This is a genomic window from Polaromonas sp. JS666 (assembly GCF_900103405.1).
GTDB lineage: Bacteria > Pseudomonadota > Gammaproteobacteria > Burkholderiales > Burkholderiaceae_C > Polaromonas.
On the sequence record NZ_FNHX01000004.1, the window covers coordinates 288179 to 304862 of the forward strand.

General features: G+C 64.5%; 17 protein-coding genes. 16 read left to right on the forward strand and 1 reads right to left on the reverse strand.

The window, feature by feature from the left end:
• Positions 1–100: 100 nt before the first annotated feature.
• From BLQ85_RS12370 to BLQ85_RS12410, 9 genes are all read left to right on the forward strand, one after another.
• Entirely contained in the window at positions 101–1024 is a 924-nt protein-coding gene (locus BLQ85_RS12370; protein ID WP_371327283.1) for a Bug family tripartite tricarboxylate transporter substrate binding protein, read from the forward strand.
• Between the two features lie 368 nt (positions 1025–1392).
• A complete protein-coding gene (locus tag BLQ85_RS12375) occupies positions 1393–2184 on the forward strand; it encodes a transporter substrate-binding domain-containing protein (RefSeq protein WP_074577399.1) in 792 nt (263 codons plus the stop codon).
• A 98-nt stretch (positions 2185–2282) separates the two neighbouring features.
• The gene (locus tag BLQ85_RS12380; protein ID WP_074577401.1) at positions 2283–3062 is read left to right on the forward strand and encodes a GntR family transcriptional regulator; all 780 of its coding nucleotides are present in this window, start codon (positions 2283–2285) and stop codon (positions 3060–3062) included.
• Positions 3059–3850 carry a transporter substrate-binding domain-containing protein gene (locus BLQ85_RS12385; RefSeq protein ID WP_074577403.1) on the forward strand — a complete coding sequence of 264 codons (792 nt, stop codon included), beginning with the start codon at positions 3059–3061 and terminating at the stop codon, positions 3848–3850. The genes BLQ85_RS12380 and BLQ85_RS12385 overlap by 4 nt, the downstream gene beginning before the upstream one ends.
• A 137-nt stretch (positions 3851–3987) precedes the next feature.
• A complete protein-coding gene (locus BLQ85_RS12390) occupies positions 3988–4650 on the forward strand; it encodes an amino acid ABC transporter permease (protein ID WP_074577405.1) in 663 nt (220 codons plus the stop codon).
• A gap of 21 nt (positions 4651–4671) precedes the next feature.
• Complete coding sequence (locus tag BLQ85_RS12395; protein WP_074577408.1) at positions 4672–5352, forward strand: amino acid ABC transporter permease; 681 nt, start codon at positions 4672–4674, stop codon at positions 5350–5352.
• Complete coding sequence (locus tag BLQ85_RS12400) at positions 5342–6112, forward strand: amino acid ABC transporter ATP-binding protein (RefSeq protein WP_074577410.1); 771 nt, start codon at positions 5342–5344, stop codon at positions 6110–6112. Before BLQ85_RS12395 ends, BLQ85_RS12400 begins: the two co-directional genes overlap by 11 nt.
• Positions 6113–6354: 242 nt before the next feature.
• Positions 6355–7521, forward strand: coding sequence for an MFS transporter (locus tag BLQ85_RS12405; RefSeq protein WP_074577412.1), 1167 nt, complete (start codon positions 6355–6357; stop codon positions 7519–7521).
• A gap of 15 nt (positions 7522–7536) precedes the next feature.
• Positions 7537–7815, forward strand: coding sequence for a hypothetical protein (locus BLQ85_RS12410; RefSeq protein ID WP_074577415.1), 279 nt, complete (start codon positions 7537–7539; stop codon positions 7813–7815).
• A gap of 40 nt (positions 7816–7855) precedes the next feature.
• Here the strand turns inward: BLQ85_RS12410 and BLQ85_RS12415 are convergent, their stop codons facing one another.
• On the reverse strand, positions 7856–8035 hold the full coding sequence (locus BLQ85_RS12415; protein WP_139200960.1) for a hypothetical protein: 180 nt from the start codon (positions 8033–8035) through the stop codon (positions 7856–7858).
• A 46-nt stretch (positions 8036–8081) separates the two neighbouring features.
• Here BLQ85_RS12415 and BLQ85_RS12420 point away from each other — a divergent pair, with 46 nt between their 5' ends.
• The 7 genes from BLQ85_RS12420 (at position 8082) to BLQ85_RS12450 (ending at position 16681) form a co-directional block, all read left to right on the forward strand.
• Positions 8082–9482: a TAXI family TRAP transporter solute-binding subunit gene (locus BLQ85_RS12420; protein WP_074577420.1), complete on the forward strand. Its 1401-nt coding sequence runs from the start codon at positions 8082–8084 to the stop codon at positions 9480–9482.
• A gap of 190 nt (positions 9483–9672) precedes the next feature.
• Positions 9673–10653, forward strand: coding sequence for an ABC transporter permease (locus BLQ85_RS12425; protein ID WP_074577422.1), 981 nt, complete (start codon positions 9673–9675; stop codon positions 10651–10653).
• A gap of 88 nt (positions 10654–10741) precedes the next feature.
• Entirely contained in the window at positions 10742–12325 is a 1584-nt protein-coding gene (locus BLQ85_RS12430; RefSeq protein WP_074577424.1) for an ABC transporter substrate-binding protein, read from the forward strand.
• A gap of 145 nt (positions 12326–12470) precedes the next feature.
• Positions 12471–13388 carry an ABC transporter permease gene (locus BLQ85_RS12435; RefSeq protein ID WP_074577427.1) on the forward strand — a complete coding sequence of 306 codons (918 nt, stop codon included), beginning with the start codon at positions 12471–12473 and terminating at the stop codon, positions 13386–13388.
• 15 nt (positions 13389–13403) lie between these two features.
• Entirely contained in the window at positions 13404–14381 is a 978-nt protein-coding gene (locus BLQ85_RS12440; protein ID WP_074577429.1) for an ABC transporter ATP-binding protein, read from the forward strand.
• Positions 14378–15394, forward strand: coding sequence for an ABC transporter ATP-binding protein (locus BLQ85_RS12445; RefSeq protein ID WP_074577431.1), 1017 nt, complete (start codon positions 14378–14380; stop codon positions 15392–15394). The genes BLQ85_RS12440 and BLQ85_RS12445 overlap by 4 nt, the downstream gene beginning before the upstream one ends.
• 78 nt (positions 15395–15472) lie before the next feature.
• The gene (locus BLQ85_RS12450; RefSeq protein WP_074577434.1) at positions 15473–16681 is read left to right on the forward strand and encodes a M20 aminoacylase family protein; all 1209 of its coding nucleotides are present in this window, start codon (positions 15473–15475) and stop codon (positions 16679–16681) included.
• Positions 16682–16684: the final 3 nt, after the last annotated feature.

A 16684-nucleotide genomic window follows, 5' to 3' on the forward strand; every position in this document is an offset into this window, starting at 1 on the left:
CAGGCGTCGCTTACACGCGGAAACAAGCACAACAGGAGACTTCATGAATCGCATACTCGCCTTGCCCCGCAAAGCGCTCACGCTGCTGGCCGTCGCCGCAATGGCTTCCTCCGCCGCCATGGCGGCATTTCCCGACAAGCCCATACGCGTCGTCATAGGCTTTCCGGCCGGCGGCCCGCTGGACCAGCATGCACGCCTGCTGACAGAACGCCTGCAAGCGGTGCTGGGCCAGCCCATCGTGATCGACTACAAGTCGGGCGCCGGCGGCACCGTGGGTGCGCAGGACGTCATGAAGGCCCCGCCCGACGGTTACACCCTGATGCTGGCCAACACCGGCGTGATGGTGATCAACCCGGCCCTGTACAGCAAGCTGCCTTACAGCACGCTCAAAGACTTCACGCCGATCGCGCGCACCGCCATGCAGCCGCTGGCCCTGCTGGTCAACCCCAAACTGCCGGTGAACAACCTGCAGGAGTTTGTCGCCTACACCAAGGCCAGGCCCGGCCAGGTCAACTACGGCTCGGCCGGCAACGGCGGCATCAGCCACCTCGTACCCGAGATGTTCAAGAACGCCACCGGGCTGTTCATGGTTCACATTCCCTATCGCGGCAGCGCGCCGGCCTTTACCGACCTGATGGCCGGCCAGGTGCAGTTCATGGGCGAATCCATTCCGCAAGCCGCCAACTACCACAAGCAGGGCAAGGTGCGCGCCCTGGCCGTGACCAGCAGGGAGCGCAACCCGGCCCTGCCGGACATCCCGACGGTCATCGAATCGGGCATCAAAGGTTTTGAAGTGGTCGGGTTTTATGGCTTCCTCGCGCCGGCCGGCCTGCCCAAGGACGTGACCGCCAAACTGAGCGACGCCTTCAAGCAGGTCATGAACAACCCGGACATCCGTAACCGCATGGTGACCCAAGGCGCCGACCCGGCCTTTATGGGCAGCGAGGAATTCACGCAATTCCTGGCCGCTGAAATGCCGCGCTGGGCCCAGGCCGTCAAGGCTTCCGGCGCCAAGCTCGACTAAGGGCCCGCTGGGACAATCCCCTTTCTGGTGCGGCCGGCTGCCCAAAAAGCCGCATGCCGGTGCACAAGCACGCCAGACGGGTGCACATATCTTGTATACCAAATAGTGACAAATTCAACGAAATCACGCCGGAAAAGGGGAAATGCCGGATCCAAAAAATAAGAAGAAGGTATAGGCTGACAAGGTCAACGGTTCAGGCCGGATACGCCCATCAGGAAACCGTGCAGGCTCGCCAGCCCTTCTTTTTGCGCCGGAAACTGGACTCCCATTTTTCGGCCGAAGATTGGCACAAGACTTGCACGCAAGATTCCGGATTCAGGTCGCATCGGCGCAAATCGGTATGACTTTTTCAACCCACGGAGCGTGCCATGACCTCAAGTAAATTCCTGCTTTCGCTGAGCCTGACGGTTCTTTCACTCCTGTCGAGTTTTGGCGTCCATGCGCAAAGCGCCCTGGACACCATCCTCAAGAACAAAAAAATCACCATCGCGGTTCCGCCCGACTTTCCGCCGTATGGCTCCATGGGGGCGGACTTCAAGATCCAGGGCCTGGACGTCGACATGGCCAACTACATTGGCGCCAAATTGGGCGTAACGGTCGATGTGATTCCCGTCAGCAGCGCCAATCGCATTCCCTACCTGCAGACAAAAAAGGCGTCGCTGGTGATCGCGACACTGGGGAAAAACCCAGACCGGGAAAAGCAGATCGACTTTGCCGGTGCGTATTCGCCTTTTTTCCAGGCCGTCTTTGGCCCAAGAACACTCAACATCAAGAGCTTCACCGATCTGGCGGGAAAAACCATTGGGGTGACGCGCGGCTCGGTGGAGGACGAGGAACTCAACAAGCTGGCCCCCTCGGGCACCGATATCCGCCGCTTTGACGACAACTTCAAGACGGTGAACGCCTTCACCGCCGGCCAGGTGCAACTGATCGCCACGGGCGCTTCCGTGGCCGGCAACATCATGAGCAAGAGCCCGCAGCTGCGCACCGAGTACAAGCTGCTGCTCAAGGAAAGCCCCAACTTTATCGGCGTGCCCAAAGGGGAAGACACGCTTCGCCTGACCGTCAACGGCATCCTTGCCGAAGCCAAGAAAAACGGCGACCTGGACAAGATTTCCCTCAAATGGCTGGGGCGCCCCGCAGGCGATCTGCCGCAATAAATTGATGCCCCGGGAGGGCAGCCCCCTCCCGAGAAAACCCCGATTTGACACAGCAATCTTGTATACAAATATTGAGTTAACTCCTCTACATTTTCACCATGGCCACCGCCCCCGACATCAGCAACCGCATCATCGAAGCCGTGATGGCGCAAAAGCTCGCACCCGGCTCGCGCCTGGGCGAGCAGCAGCTGGCCCTGCTGTTTGACTGCAGCCGCACCATCGTCCGCGAAGCCCTGACCCGCCTGGCAGTGCGCGGTATCGTCACCGTCAGCAGCCGGCGCGGCTGGTACGTGATCGAGCCCTCCCAGGAAGAAGCGCGCGAGGCTTTCGAGGCGCGCCGCGTGATCGAGATGGGCCTGATCCGCTGCACCACCGACGTCAGCAAGGCCGCCATCAAGCAGCTCAAGAGCCACCTGACCCGCGAGAAAGCCGCCATCAAGGGCGACGACGTGGGCCTGCGCAGCTTTTTGCTGGGCGACTTCCATGTCTGCCTGGCCGAATGCCTGGGCAACAACCTGCTGGCCGACACGCTGCGCGACTTCACCGCGCGCACCACCCTGATCGCCATGCTGTACCAGTCCTCGCACGACGCGGCGCAGTCCTGCGAAGAGCATGTGCTCATCGTGCAGGCACTCGAAAAAGGCGACCTGGCGAAAGCCGAAAAACTCATGCAGGCGCACATCGGCAGCGTGCAGGCCGCGCTCAAGCTGCAGGCAGGCGCCGGCGACCCGTTGGCGCAGCTGCGCAGCGCGCTGAGCCCGCTGGCCGCGCAAGACAGCAAACCGGCGTCTCCCGCGCCTTCCCGTGTTCGCAAAACCGGCCGTGCTTCGGCCAAACCCTCTGACGATTCCTCAACCTACCTTGGAGCCCTGCTATGAAGTCCAGCAAACGCGTTTTTTCTTTCGCCCTCGCCGCAGCCGCGGTGCTGGCTGCCACCGGCGCCCATGCGCAAACCGCGCTGGACGACATCATGAAGGCCAAGGAAATCAAGATCGCCATCCCTACCGATTTCCCACCCTACGGCATGGTCGGCACTGACCTGAAACCCCAGGGCCTGGATGTCGAGATGGCCGGCTACATCGCGCAAAAACTCGGCGTCAAGGTGGAACTGGTTCCCGTGACCAGCGCCAACCGCATCGCCTACCTGCAAACCAAAAAGGCCGACCTGGTGATCTCCACGCTGGGTAAAACCGCGGAGCGCGAAAAAGTCATCGACTTCACCGCCGCCTACACCCCCTTCTTCCAGGCCGTGTTCGGCCCCAAGAGCATCAGCGTGAAGTCTTTTGCCGACCTCAACGGCAAAACCATCAGCGTCACGCGCGCCGCCCTGGAAGACCAGGAACTGAGCAAGGTCGCACCCGCCGGTGCGGACATCAAGCGCTTTGAAGACAACAACACCACCGTTTCGGCCTACACCGCCGGCCAGGTGCAGCTGATCGCCACGGGCGCCTCGGTGGCCGGCAACATGATCGCCAAGAACCCGCAACTCAACACCGAGTACAAGCTGCTGTTGAAAGACTCCCCCAACTTCATCGGCGTGGCCAAGGGCGAAGACAAGCTGCGCCTCAAAGTCAATGAAGTGATTGCCGAAGCCAAGAAAAGCGGCGATCTCGACAAACTGGCCCTCAAGTGGCTGGGCCGTCCTGCCGGCGATTTGCCGCAATAACCATTGCGCACCCCCGTTGCGCTTCGCTTCGCGTAAGCGCCTCCCCCTTGCAGGGGGCGCCGCTTGCGGCCCGGCAAAGCCGGTTCCGCCGCGGCCGCTGGCCTGCAAGCAGCCCTCCTCAACAGGAAGTGAATCAGATGCGTGTCGAGCTTGATTTCATGGCCGTGCTGTCGCAGTGGCCGCTGCTGGCCACCGGCGTCGTCTGGACGCTGGGCCTGACGGCGATCTCGTCGGTGGCTGGCGTCTTTGTGGGCATGGGCTTTGCCTGGGCGCGCGCCAGCGGCCCCCGCTGGCTGCGCTGGGTGGTGGGCACTTACGTCGAGCTGATACGCAACACGCCTTTTATCGTCCAGCTGTTTTTCATTTTTTTCGGCCTGCCGGCCCTGGGCTTCAAGCTCTCGCCCGAGATCGCCTCGGTGCTGGCCATGGTAATCAACCTCGCGGCCTATGCCACCGAGATCATCCGCGCCGGCGTTGAGGCCACGCCGCGCGGGCAAATCGAGGCGGCCGAAAGCCTGGCGCTGAACCGCGTGCAGATCTACACCCGCGTGGTACTGCCACCCGCGCTCAAAAAAGTCTGGCCCGCCATGGTGAGCCAGATCATCATCGTGATGCTGGGCTCGGCCGTCTGCGGCCAGATCTCGACGCAGGAGCTGTCTTACGCCGCCAACCTGATCCAGGGCCGCAACTTTCGCGCCTTTGAGGCCTTCATTGTTGCCACGCTGATTTACCTGGCGCTGTCAGTGGCGGTGCGCAAGCTCCTCAATTGGGCCGGGCCGAAATTTCTCTTCGGCCGCTGACAGGAAAGGCCAGGCAACACCATGATCGAATTCTCCATCTGGGACATCTTCCGCAACCTGCTGCTCGCGGCGCGCTGGACCGTTGTGCTTTCCTTGGTCGCCTTCATAGGCGGCGGCCTGGTCGGCGCGCTGCTGCTGGTGGGCCGGCTGTCGGCCGCACGTTCGGCGCCGGGCGCGCAAAAAGCCGCCCGCATGGTGCGCCGCGCGCTGGACAGCTATGTGCTGCTGTTCCAGGGCACGCCGCTGCTGATGCAACTTTTTCTGGCCTACTTCGGCCTGGCGCTTTTCGGCATCAATGTGCCGGCCTGGGTGGCGGCCGGGGTGGCACTCACGCTTTACACCAGCGCCTACCTGGCCGAAATCTGGCGCGGCTGCGTCGACGCGATCCCCAAGGGCCAGTGGGAGGCCGCGCAAAGCCTGGCGCTCAATTTCGGCGAACAGCTGCGCTACATCGTGCTGCCGCAGGCCGTGCGCATCGCCGTGCCGCCCACCGTGGGTTTCCTGGTGCAGGTCATCAAGGGCACGGCGCTGGCCTCGGTGATCGGTTTTATCGAGCTGACCAAGGCCGGCACCATGATCACCAACGCCACCTTCAAACCCTTTGTGGTCTACAGCTGTGTGGCGCTGATGTATTTCGCGCTGTGTTTCCCCGTGTCCCTGTATGCCCGCAAGCTTGAGAGGAAAGCCCGCAATGGACGTTAACGTCACCCCATCCCCCGCAACGGCCGACAGGACTTTGGTCGAGATCAACCAGCTGCGCAAGAGCTTCGGCACCAACGAGGTTTTGAAAGGCATAGACCTTGAGGTCAAGGCCGGCGAGGTGATCGCCATCATCGGCAAAAGCGGTTCTGGCAAAAGCACGCTGCTGCGCTGCATCAACGGGCTGGAAGTGTTCCAGAGCGGCACGCTGCGCGTGGACGGCAAACACCTGCTGCACGACAACCCGCAGGTCATGCGCGAGCTGCGCCAGCGCGTGGGCATGATCTTCCAGAGCTTCAACCTGTTTCCCCACCTGACCGTCGGCAAAAACATCATGCTGGCGCCCACGCTGGTCAAGAAGACGGCCGGCGCGCCCGCGGCCGAGCACGCGCGCGCACTGCTACAGCGCGTGGGCCTGGCCGAGAAATTTGATGCCTGGCCCGACCAGCTCTCGGGCGGGCAACAGCAGCGCGTGGCGATCGCGCGCGCGCTGGCCATGCAACCTTCGGTGCTGCTGTGCGACGAAATCACCTCGGCGCTGGACCCGGAACTGGTGGGCGAGGTGCTGCAGGTCGTGGAAAGCCTGGCCGCCGAAGGCATGACGTTGCTGATGGTGACGCACGAGATGAGCTTCGCCCGCAAGGTCTGCGACCGCGTGGTCTTTATGCACCAGGGCCGCGTGCACGAGATCGGCCCGCCCGAAGAGGTGTTCTCGAATCCGCAGACCGCCGAGCTCAAGCAGTTCCTCGGCATGATCCAGTAAGCGCGGGCGGCAAGCGCATCCCGGCCGGCTGCGGGATTGCGCAAAGCGCACCAAAGCAGCGCGTCCATAGGCCTTGGCCGGCCCGGGCCTGGCTTTTTTTTGCGCCGGCTTGCCCCCGGCCCTGCAGGGTCGCACCGCATCCCGCACAATGGCGGGGTTAAACCTGCCCCGCTCTTGATGGGATAGCTGCCGCCGCCCCCCTGGGCGGCTTGCGCCGTCCCCGCTTACTCGCCGCCGCCTTCATGAACACCATGCCTCCCATCCTGTATTTCTTCGCCCTGTGCAACCTGGTCATAGGCAGCGGCGCCTTTGTGCTGGGCGGCATCCTGCAGCCCATGAGCGCATCGCTGGGCATCAGCGTGGCGGCTGCCGGCCAGGCCATGACGGCCTATGCCGTGGCCACCGCCGTGCTGGCGCCGCTGCTCATCATCCTCACGGCCCGCTGGCCGCGCAAACGCGCCGTGCAGCTGGCGCTGGCGCTGTTCACCACGGGTTGCCTGGTGTGCGCCCTCGCGCCCAACCTGCTCCTGCTGCTGCTGGGCCGCGTGCTGATGGGCGCGGGCGCGATGTTCACCGCGGCGGCCTCGGCGCTGGCCGTCAGCATGGTGGTGCCCGCGCTGCGCGGCCGGGCGCTGTCCATCACCTTCCTGGGCATGAGCATCAGCTATGCCGTCGGCCTGCCCATAGGCGCCTGGCTGGGTTTTGAATTCGGCTGGCGCGTGCCGGTATGGCTGTCGGCGGCCGCCAGCGGCGCGGCATTGGCCGCGGCCAGTTGGCTGATTCCTGCCAACATGGCCAGCGCCGGCACCAGCTTCGCGGGCTTTCAAGCGGCCGCGCGCCAGGGCGCGGTGCTGCGCGTGTGGGGCCGCACTTTGCTGTATTTCATCGCCATCTTCAGCGTCTTCGCCTATGTCGGGCCGGTGCTGCACGCGCTCAACCCCATGAATTCGGCGCAGCTCTCGGCCACGCTGGCCGTCTTCGGCCTGGCCGGTGTGGGCGGCACGCTGATGGGCGGCTGGGCCACCGATCGTTTCGGCGCCTTGCGCACCATGCGCGTGCAGCTGGCCGTGCTGGTCGCGATGATGTGCCTGCTGCCGCTCACGCGCGGCAGCGTGCCGGCCACCATGGCCGTGCTGGTGCTGTGGGGCATCGCCGGCTTCGGCCTGATGGCGCCGCAGCAAAGCCGGCTGGCCAGCCTCTCGCCGGCGCAGGCGCCCTTGCTGCTGAGCCTCAACGGCTCCATGCTCTATGTGGGCACGGCGCTGGGCGCGGTGATCAGCGGCGCGCTGCTGGACCAGGTGGGCTTCGCGCAGCTGGGCTGGGTGGGCGTGCCTTTCGGCCTGTTGGCCATGCTGACCCTGGTGTTTGACCGCAGGACCACGCGCATACCGGCCTCGGCCGCCGCATAAGCTTGACACCACGCCATGACGACACAAGACCAGCTTGACAGCCTGCAAATCGCCTTGCAGCAATTGCGCAGCGGCGCGCTCGGCGTGGCGGCCTTTTCGCAAGCCGCGATGCAGCAACAAAGCCTGGCGGCGGCCCTGCCCCAGCGATTTAACGAGGTGCTCTCGCAGCTGCTGAACCGGCTCGAATCCAGCGCGCTGTTCACCGAGGAAAGCTGCTCCTTCAGCCAGCAGGATTTGCTGGACAGCCTGCAGCTGTGGCTGGACAAGGCGCGACTGCAGTTGCAAAAAAACTGACGCCCTCCGGGGCGAGCCAGGTCCGCCCGTCAAGGGCCGCTCAAATGTTTTTGGCGGTAATGAGCTCCGGGATGGTGCTCATGGTAGTGGGCCATGGGTTCATGCCTGCAGCAATGCGAACGGTTTTTTCAACGGCCGCCCCCCTTTCGGGATAGAACCATGTGGAAGTCTTCCAGGCCGAGAAGGTGGACAGCCAGTTCACGGTGACGGCGATCGACAAAAAAGCGCCGTAGCGAAACACCCGCGGCGCATGCTAAGGTTGGCGCATGCCCAAAGCCATACGCTACACCCTGCTGTCGCTGCGCGACCTGGCCGCCTCGGCCGGGCCTTTCATCGTGCTGGCCTTTGCCTTGCTGGCGCTGGCCTACTGGTGGCTGGACCCGAACCCGCCCAAGCGCGTGACGCTGGCCACCGGCCCGGCGCAAAGCGCGTACGAAGAATTCGGCAAACGCTATGCCAAAGCGCTGGCGGCCGAGGGCATAACGGTGGTGCTCCAGCCCTCCGAGGGCTCGGCCGCCAACCTGCAGCTGCTGCGCGAAGGCAAGGTCGACGTCGGTTTTGTCCAGGGCGGCACCAGCGACTACACCGAGCAGGATGAAGAGGACCTGGCCTCGCTCGGCAGCCTTTTTGTGGAGCCGCTCTGGCTGTTTTACCGTGAAGACGCCGCGCGCAAGGTGGCCGCGGCGGCGCGGGCCGCCAAAAGCCCGGCCGGCCGCGCGGCCGGCAAGGCCGATCCGGCCGAAGACGCCAGCCTGGGCTCGCTCACGCAGCTGCAGGGCCTGCGCGTCAACACCGGCACGCCCGGCAGCGGTGTTCCCAGCCTGATGGCCAAGCTGCTGGAAAGCAACCATATCGACCCGGCGTCGCTGAAGATATCCCGGCTGGAGCAGACACCCGCCACCGTGGCCTTCCTGGGCGGCGAGCTGGACGCCCTCGTGTTCGCGTCCGCACCCGAGTCGCTGATGGTGCAGATGCTGCTGCAGACACCCGGCGTGAAACTGATGAATTTTGCCCAGAGCGAGGCCTATTCCAGGCGCTTCGCCTTCCTGACACCGACCCGCCTGCCGCGCGGCGTGGTGGACCTGGCCGCCAATATCCCGCCCGACGACGTGCGGCTGGTGGCGCCCACCACCTCGCTGATCACCCGCACCACCACCCACCCCGCCCTGCAGCAGCTGCTGGCCCAGGCCGGCAACGAAATCCACGGCGGGGCCGGCTGGTTCAAGAGCGCCCGCGAATACCCGAACCGCGACAACAGCGAGCTGCCCATCGCCAAGGAAGCCGAACGCGCCATCAAGAACGGCACGCCGGTGCTGCAGCGCTACCTGCGGTTCTGGGTGGCCAACCTGGTCGAGCGCATGTGGCTGGTGATGGGCATCATCATCGCCATCATGCTGCCGCTGTCGCGCATCATCCCGCCGCTTTATGCCTTTCGCGTGCGTTCGCGCATCTTCCGTTGGTACGGCCGGCTGCGCGACATCGAGAACCGCGTGGACGGCAGCGGCGACAGCGACCGCAACAGCAGCAAAAACAAGGCCCTGCTGGAAGAACTCAATGAGCTGGAACGCCGGGCCGAAAAAATCACGGTGCCGCTGTCCTATACCGACGAGCTGTACGCGCTGCGCGGCAATATTCACCTGGTGCGAAAGAAGCTGCAGCGGCTTTAGCGGGCCGGCCCGCCGTTTTGGGGCGGGCGGGTGGCACCTGAAAAGGGCGCGCCGGGCCCTGTTTGGGGCGGCAACCGACCCGCGGAAAGCTTTTCCGGGTCCCGCGTTGTTTCTTTAACCCTAAAGTAAACCCCTGTGTCGGCATATCATTTGCTCTGCTAGTATCGCCCGATACTTTTTTCTTTGGCCGATGCTTGCTTTTATTCTGCGCCGCCTGATCCAGGCCGTGATCGTGATGGTCGTGGTCGCCCTGATCGCCTTCATGCTGTTCCAGTATGTCGGCGACCCGGTGGTATTCCTGCTGGGGCAGGACGCCTCGCCCGCGCAAATCACCCAGTTGCGCGCCGACCTGGGACTGGACCGGCCCTTCATCGTGCAGTTCTGGCATTTCCTCATGAACGCGGCGCAGGGCGAGTTCGGCCTGAGCCTGCGCCAGGGCGCCAAGGTCTCGCGCCTGATCGCCGAGCGCTTTCCGGCCACGTTGGAGCTGGCCCTGGTGGCGGCTTTCATGGCGCTGCTGATCGGCATTCCCATGGGCGTGTATTCGGCGCTGCGCCGCGGCAGCTTCCTGAGCCAGGTATTCATGACCCTATCGCTGCTGGGCGTGTCGCTGCCGACCTTCCTGATCGGCATCCTGCTGATCCTGGTGTTCGCCGTGGGCCTGGGCTGGTTTCCGAGTTTCGGCCGCGGCGAGACCGTGCAGATAGGCTGGTGGAGCACCGGCCTCTTCAAGGCCGACGGCTGGCACCATATCGTGCTGCCGGCCGTGACGCTGGCGGTGTTCCAGCTCACGCTGATCATGCGGCTGGTGCGCGCCGAAATGCTGGAGGTGCTGCGCACCGACTACATCAAGTTCGCGCGCGCCCGCGGCCTGCCCGACCGCGCCATCCACTTCGGCCACGCGCTCAAGAACACGCTGGTGCCGGTGATGACCATTACCGGCCTGCAGCTGGGCGGGCTGATCGCCTTCGCCATCATCACCGAGACCGTGTTCCAGTGGCCCGGCATGGGCCTGCTGTTCATCCAGGCCGTGACCTTCGCCGACATCCCGGTGATGGCGGCCTACCTGTGCCTGATTGCGCTGATTTTTGTCCTCATCAACCTGGTGGTCGACCTGCTGTACTTCGCGGTAGACCCCAGGCTGCGCGTAGGCAACCCCGCCGGCCATTGAGGCCGGGCGGGCCGCACCCTCCATCGCATTCCCCATTTTTCTTCCGTTTTTACCCGCAAGCCCTCATCCCTTCCACAAGGAGTTCCCGATGAAATTCAAGTTCCACCTGCTCTCGGCCAGTGTCCTGTGTGCCTTCGCGGCCACCGGTTTTGTCGCATCCGCACAGACCCTGAGGGTCGCCAACCAGGGCGACTCGCTGTCCATGGACCCGCACTCGCTCAATGAGTCGCTGCAGCTCAGCGTGACCGGCAACGCCTATGAGGGCCTGGTCATCCGCAACAAGGACCTGAGCCTGGCCCCCGGCCTGGCCACCTCGTGGAAACAGACCTCGCCGACCGTGTGGCGCTTCGAGCTGCGCAAGGGCGTGCAGTTCCATGACGGCACGCCGTTCACGGCCGACGACGTGGTCTTCAGCTTCCAGCGCACGCAGGCCGAAGGCTCGGACATGAAGAGCTACACCAATGACTTCAAGGAAGTGCGCAAGATCAACGACCACGTGGTCGAGATCGAGACCAAGACGCCCTTCCCCATCCTGCCCGACGTGATCTCGCTGGTCTACATGATGAGCAAGAAGTGGTGCGAGACCAACCAGGCGACCCGGCCGGTGGACCGCCGCAAGGGCATAGAGAACGCGGCCTCCTTCCGCGCCAACGGCACCGGCCCGTACCGCGTGCGCGAACGCCAGCCCAATGTGCGCACCACCTTTGTCCGCAACGGCAACTACTGGGGCAAGATTGAAGGCAACGTCCAGGAAGTGATTTACACGCCCATCGGCAATGACGCGACCCGCGTGGCGGCCCTGCTGTCGGGCGAGGTCGACGTGATGGAACCCGTGCCGGTGCAGGACATAGACCGCGTCAACGGCAACGCCGGCACCAAGGTGCTGGTCGGTGCCGAGCTGCGCACCATCTTCCTGGGCATGGACCAGAAACGCGACGAGCTGCTGTACTCGAACATCAAGGGCAAGAACCCCTTCAAGGACAAGCGCGTGCGCCAGGCCTTCTACCAGGCCATCGACATCGACGGCATCAAGAAAACCGTGATGCGCGGCGCTTCCAGCCCGACGGCGCTGCTGATTGGCCCCGGCATCAACGGTTTCCAGCAAGAGCAGAACAAACGCCTGCCCTACGACCCGGAAGCCGCGAAAAAGCTGATGGTCGAAGCCGGCTACCCGAACGGCTTTGAGGTGTCCATGAACTGCCCGAACGACCGCTATGTGAACGACAGCCGCATCTGCCAGGCGGTGGCCGCCAACCTGTCGCGCATCAACGTCAAGATCAACCTGCAGGCCGAGACCAAGGGCACCTACTTCCCCAAAATCCTCCGCCGCGACACCAGCTTTTACATGCTGGGCTGGACGCCGGCCACCTATGACGCCCACAACGCGCTCAATGCGCTGGTCGCCTGTGTGGACGACAAGGGCGCCGGCCAGTTCAACCTGGGCGCGTATTGCAACCCCAAGGTCGACGAGCTGACCAAGAAGATCCAGTCGGAAACCGACAAGACCAAGCGCAACGCGCTGATCAAGGAAGCTTTCGACATCCACGGCGCCGATATCGGCCACCTGCCGCTGCACCAGCAGTCGCTGGCCTGGGGCACGAGCAAGAAGGTCGAGCTGGTCCAGCTGGCCGACAACTTCATGTTCTTCAAGTGGATGACTGTAAAAAAATAGCCCCCTGTTGCCTTCTCGCTTCGCGTAGCGGCCTCTCCCCCTCAGGGGGACAACAGCTGCGGCCCGGCAAAGCCGGTTCCGCGCTGTTGCTGGCACAGGTCTCGCTTTGCTCGACCCTAGTTAATATGGACTGCGCTTTTTATTGATGAAGAAAACCCTTGCGCGCTGGCTTGACAGTGATGTGGGCCATAGCTTTCGCACCTCGCCGGTGGCGATGGTGGCGGCCGCCATTGCCCTGGTCTGCATTTTTTGCTCGGTGTTCGCCGGCTGGGTGGCGCCGCACGACCCCTTCAACCTGAGCACGCTGGAGCTCGGCGACGCGCGGCTGCCGCCGGCCTGGTACGCGCAGGGCAGTTCCAAATACCTGCTGGGTACCGACGACCAGGGGCGCGACATCCTGTCGGCGCTGATGTATGGCGCGCGCATCTCGCTGGTGGTGGGCGTGGCCTCGGTCATCCTGTCCATGCTGGCCGGTGTGTCGCTGGGCCTGATCGCGGGGTTCAGGGGCGGCTGGGTAGACTCGGCCCTGATGCGGGTCTGCGACGTGATGTCCTCTTTCCCGCCCATTCTGGTCGCGCTGCTGATCGCGGGCGTGGGCCGCGCGGTGTTTCCCAATGCCAGCCAGCTGCTGGCCATGGGCGTGCTGATCCTGTCGATCTCCATGGGGCAATCGGGCTGGGTTCAGTACGCGCGCACGGTGCGCGGCTCCACCATGGTGGAGCGCGGCAAGGAATATGTACAGGCCGCCCGCGTCACCGGCGTGGCGCCGCTGCGCATCATGCGCCGCCATGTGCTGCCCAATGTGATGGGGCCGGTGCTGGTGCTGGCGACCATCCAGGTGGCCACCGCCATCATCACCGAAGCCACGCTGTCCTTCCTGGGCGTGGGCGCGCCGCCCACCTCGCCCTCGCTGGGCACGCTGATCCGCGTGGGCAACGATTACCTGTTTTCGGGCGAATGGTGGATCACCGTGTTCCCGGGCCTGATGCTGGTGCTGATCGCACTGAGCGTGAACCTGCTGGGCGACTGGCTGCGCGACGCCTTGAATCCACGCCTCAGGTAAGGGACGAGTTAGAAAATGAGTCTTCTGCAAATCAAGAACCTGGTGGTCGAGTTCCCCGGCCGGCGCGGCACGCTGCGCGCGCTGGACGACATTTCCTTTGACATCGCGCCCGGTGAAATTCTCGGCGTGGTGGGCGAATCGGGCGCGGGCAAGTCGCTGACCGGCTCCGCCATCATCGGCCTGCTGGAGCCGCCCGGGCGCGTGGCCGGTGGCCAGATCCTGCTCGAAGGCGAGCGCATCGACAACCTGCCCCATGAGCGCATGCGCCATATCCGCGGGCGCAAGATAGGCGCGATCTTCCAGGACCCGCTGACCTCGCTGAACCCGCTTTACACCATAGGCCGGCAGTTGGTGGAAACCATACAGGCCCACCTGCCGGTGACGGCGCAGGAGGCCCGCCTGCGCGCCATTGAGCTGCTCAGCGACACCGGCATACCGGCGGCCGCGCAGCGCATAGACCACTACCCGCACCAGTTCTCGGGCGGCATGCGCCAACGCGTGGTGATCGCCCTGGCCCTGGCGGCCGAGCCCAAGCTGATCGTGGCCGACGAGCCGACGACCGCGCTCGACGTGTCCATCCAGGCGCAGATCATCACCCTGCTCAAGAATATCTGCAAACAGCGCGGCGCCGCCGTGATGCTGATCACCCACGACATGGGCGTGATCGCCGAAACCTGCGACCGCGTGGCCGTGATGTATGCCGGGCGCATCGCCGAAATCGGCCCGGTGCACCAGGTGATCAACCACCCCTCGCACCCCTATACCGCCGGCCTGATGGCGGCGATTCCCGACATCACGGTGGAACGCGAGCGCCTCTACCAGATCGACGGCGCCATGCCGCGCCTGAACGCCATCCCGCAGGGCTGCGCCTTCAACCCGCGCTGCCCCAAGGCTTTTGACCGCTGCCGCCAGGACAGGCCGGACCTGCTACCGGCCGGCGCCACACGCGCCGCCTGCTGGCTGCATGCAGCGCATGCGGGGGTGGCGGCATGAGCGAAATTTTGAAGGGCGTGGAAGCTCCCCTGGTTCAGGCGCATGACCTGGCCAAGACCTTTGACGTGTCGCCCCCTTGGCTCAACCGCGTGCTGGAGCGCAAGCCCCGGCTGCTGCTCAAAGCCGTCGACGGCGTGAGTTTCGAAATCGAAAAAGGCAAGACGCTGGCGCTGGTCGGCGAATCGGGTTGCGGCAAAAGCACCGTGGCACGCCTGCTGGTGGGCCTGTATGAGCCCACGCGTGGCGGCCTGAATTTCGACGGCCAGGACGCGCATGCGGTGTTCAAGACGCCGGCCGGCCGGCAACTGCGCAGCCGCATCCAGATGATTTTCCAGGATCCCTACGCCAGCCTGAACCCGCGCTGGACAATTGAGGACATCATTGCCGAGCCGCTGCGTGAGCACGGCATCCTGGAGGGCGGCCCCGCGCTCAAGGAACGCGTGGGCGAACTGCTCAAGTCGGTGGGCCTGTCGCCGCTGGACATGACCAAGTACCCGCACCAGTTCTCTGGTGGGCAGCGCCAGCGCATTTCCATCGCGCGCGCCCTGGCCACCGAGCCCGAATTCCTGGTCTGCGACGAGCCCACCTCGGCGCTCGACGTGAGCGTGCAGGCGCAGGTGCTCAACATCATGAAGGACCTGCAGCGCACGCGGGGCCTGACCTACCTCTTCATCTCGCACAACCTGGCGGTGGTGCGCCATGTCAGCGACCAGGTCGGCGTGATGTACCTGGGGCGCCTGGTGGAGCTGGCCGACAAGCACAGCCTGTTCGACAGGCCGCGCCACCCCTACACCCGCATGCTGCTGGACGCCATCCCCAAGATGCACGATACCGGCCGCGCACGCACGCCGGTCTCGGGCGAGGTGCCCAATCCGCTGAATCCGCCGCACGGCTGCACCTTCCACCCACGCTGCCCGCATGCCAATGCCCGTTGCCAGAGCGAAAGGCCGCAATTCCTGCAGCTTGAAGGCGTGCGCGTGGCCTGCCATGCGGTTGAAGAGGGCAGGATTTAGGGAACAAATACCGGGAACCCGGCACTGCCATGCAAAGCGCAGCCGGCTTGGTTACCATGTACTTTTAGGGGCATCGCCATGAAAATCATTGACTCCATCCTGGCCGGGGCGGCCGACATCGCGGCCGTGCGCCGCGACATCCACGCCCACCCTGAACTGTGTTTCCAGGAAGTGCGCACCGCCGATGTGGTCGCGCAAAAACTTCAATCCTGGGGCATTCCCATCCACCGCGGCATGGGCACCACCGGCGTGGTGGGCATCGTGCATGGGCGCGACGGCGGCGCCTGCGGCCGCGGCGTGGGCCTGCGCGCCGACATGGACGCCCTGCCCATGCAGGAATTCAACACCTTCGCCCATGCCAGCACGCAGCCGGGCAAGATGCACGCCTGCGGCCATGACGGCCATACCGCCATGCTGCTGGCCGCGGCGCGCCACTTCTCGCAGAACCGGGACTTTGACGGCACCGTCTACCTGATCTTCCAGCCGGCCGAAGAAGGCGGCGGCGGCGCGCGCGAGATGATCAAGGACGGCCTCTTCGAGAAATTCCCGATGGAAGCCGTCTTCGGCATGCACAACTGGCCCGGCGCCCCGGTGGGCACTTTTGCGGTCAGCGCGGGACCGGTGATGGCATCGAGCAATGAATTCAAGATCACCATACGCGGCAAGGGCAGCCATGCCGCCATGCCGCACAACGGCATAGACCCGGTGCCGGTGGCCTGCCAAATGGTGCAGGGCTTTCAGAACATCATCAGCCGCAACAAAAAACCCGTGGACGCGGGCGTCATCTCGGTGACCATGATCCACGCCGGCGAGGCCACCAACGTGGTGCCCGACTTCTGCGAGCTGCAGGGCACGGTGCGCACCTTCAGCATTGAAGTGCTGGACCTGATTGAAAAACGCATGAAGGAAGTGGCCGAACACACCTGTGCCGCTTTCGAGGCGCGCTGCGAGTTCAAATTCCATCGCAACTACCCGCCCACCGTGAACAGCGCCGCCGAGGCCGATTTCGCGCGCCGCGTCATGAACGACATCGTGGGGCCGGCCAACGTGCTGGCGCAGGAGCCCACCATGGGCGCCGAAGACTTCGCTTACATGCTGCAAGCCAAGCCCGGCGCTTACTGCTTCATCTCCAACGGCGACGGCGCGCACCGCGACATGGGCCACGGCGAGGGCCCCTGCACGCTGCACAACCCGAGCTACGACTTCAACGACGACCTCATTCCCCTGGGCGGTACCTACTGGGTCCAGCTGGCCACACGCTGGCTGGGCACGGCCTCCGGGGCCTGAATC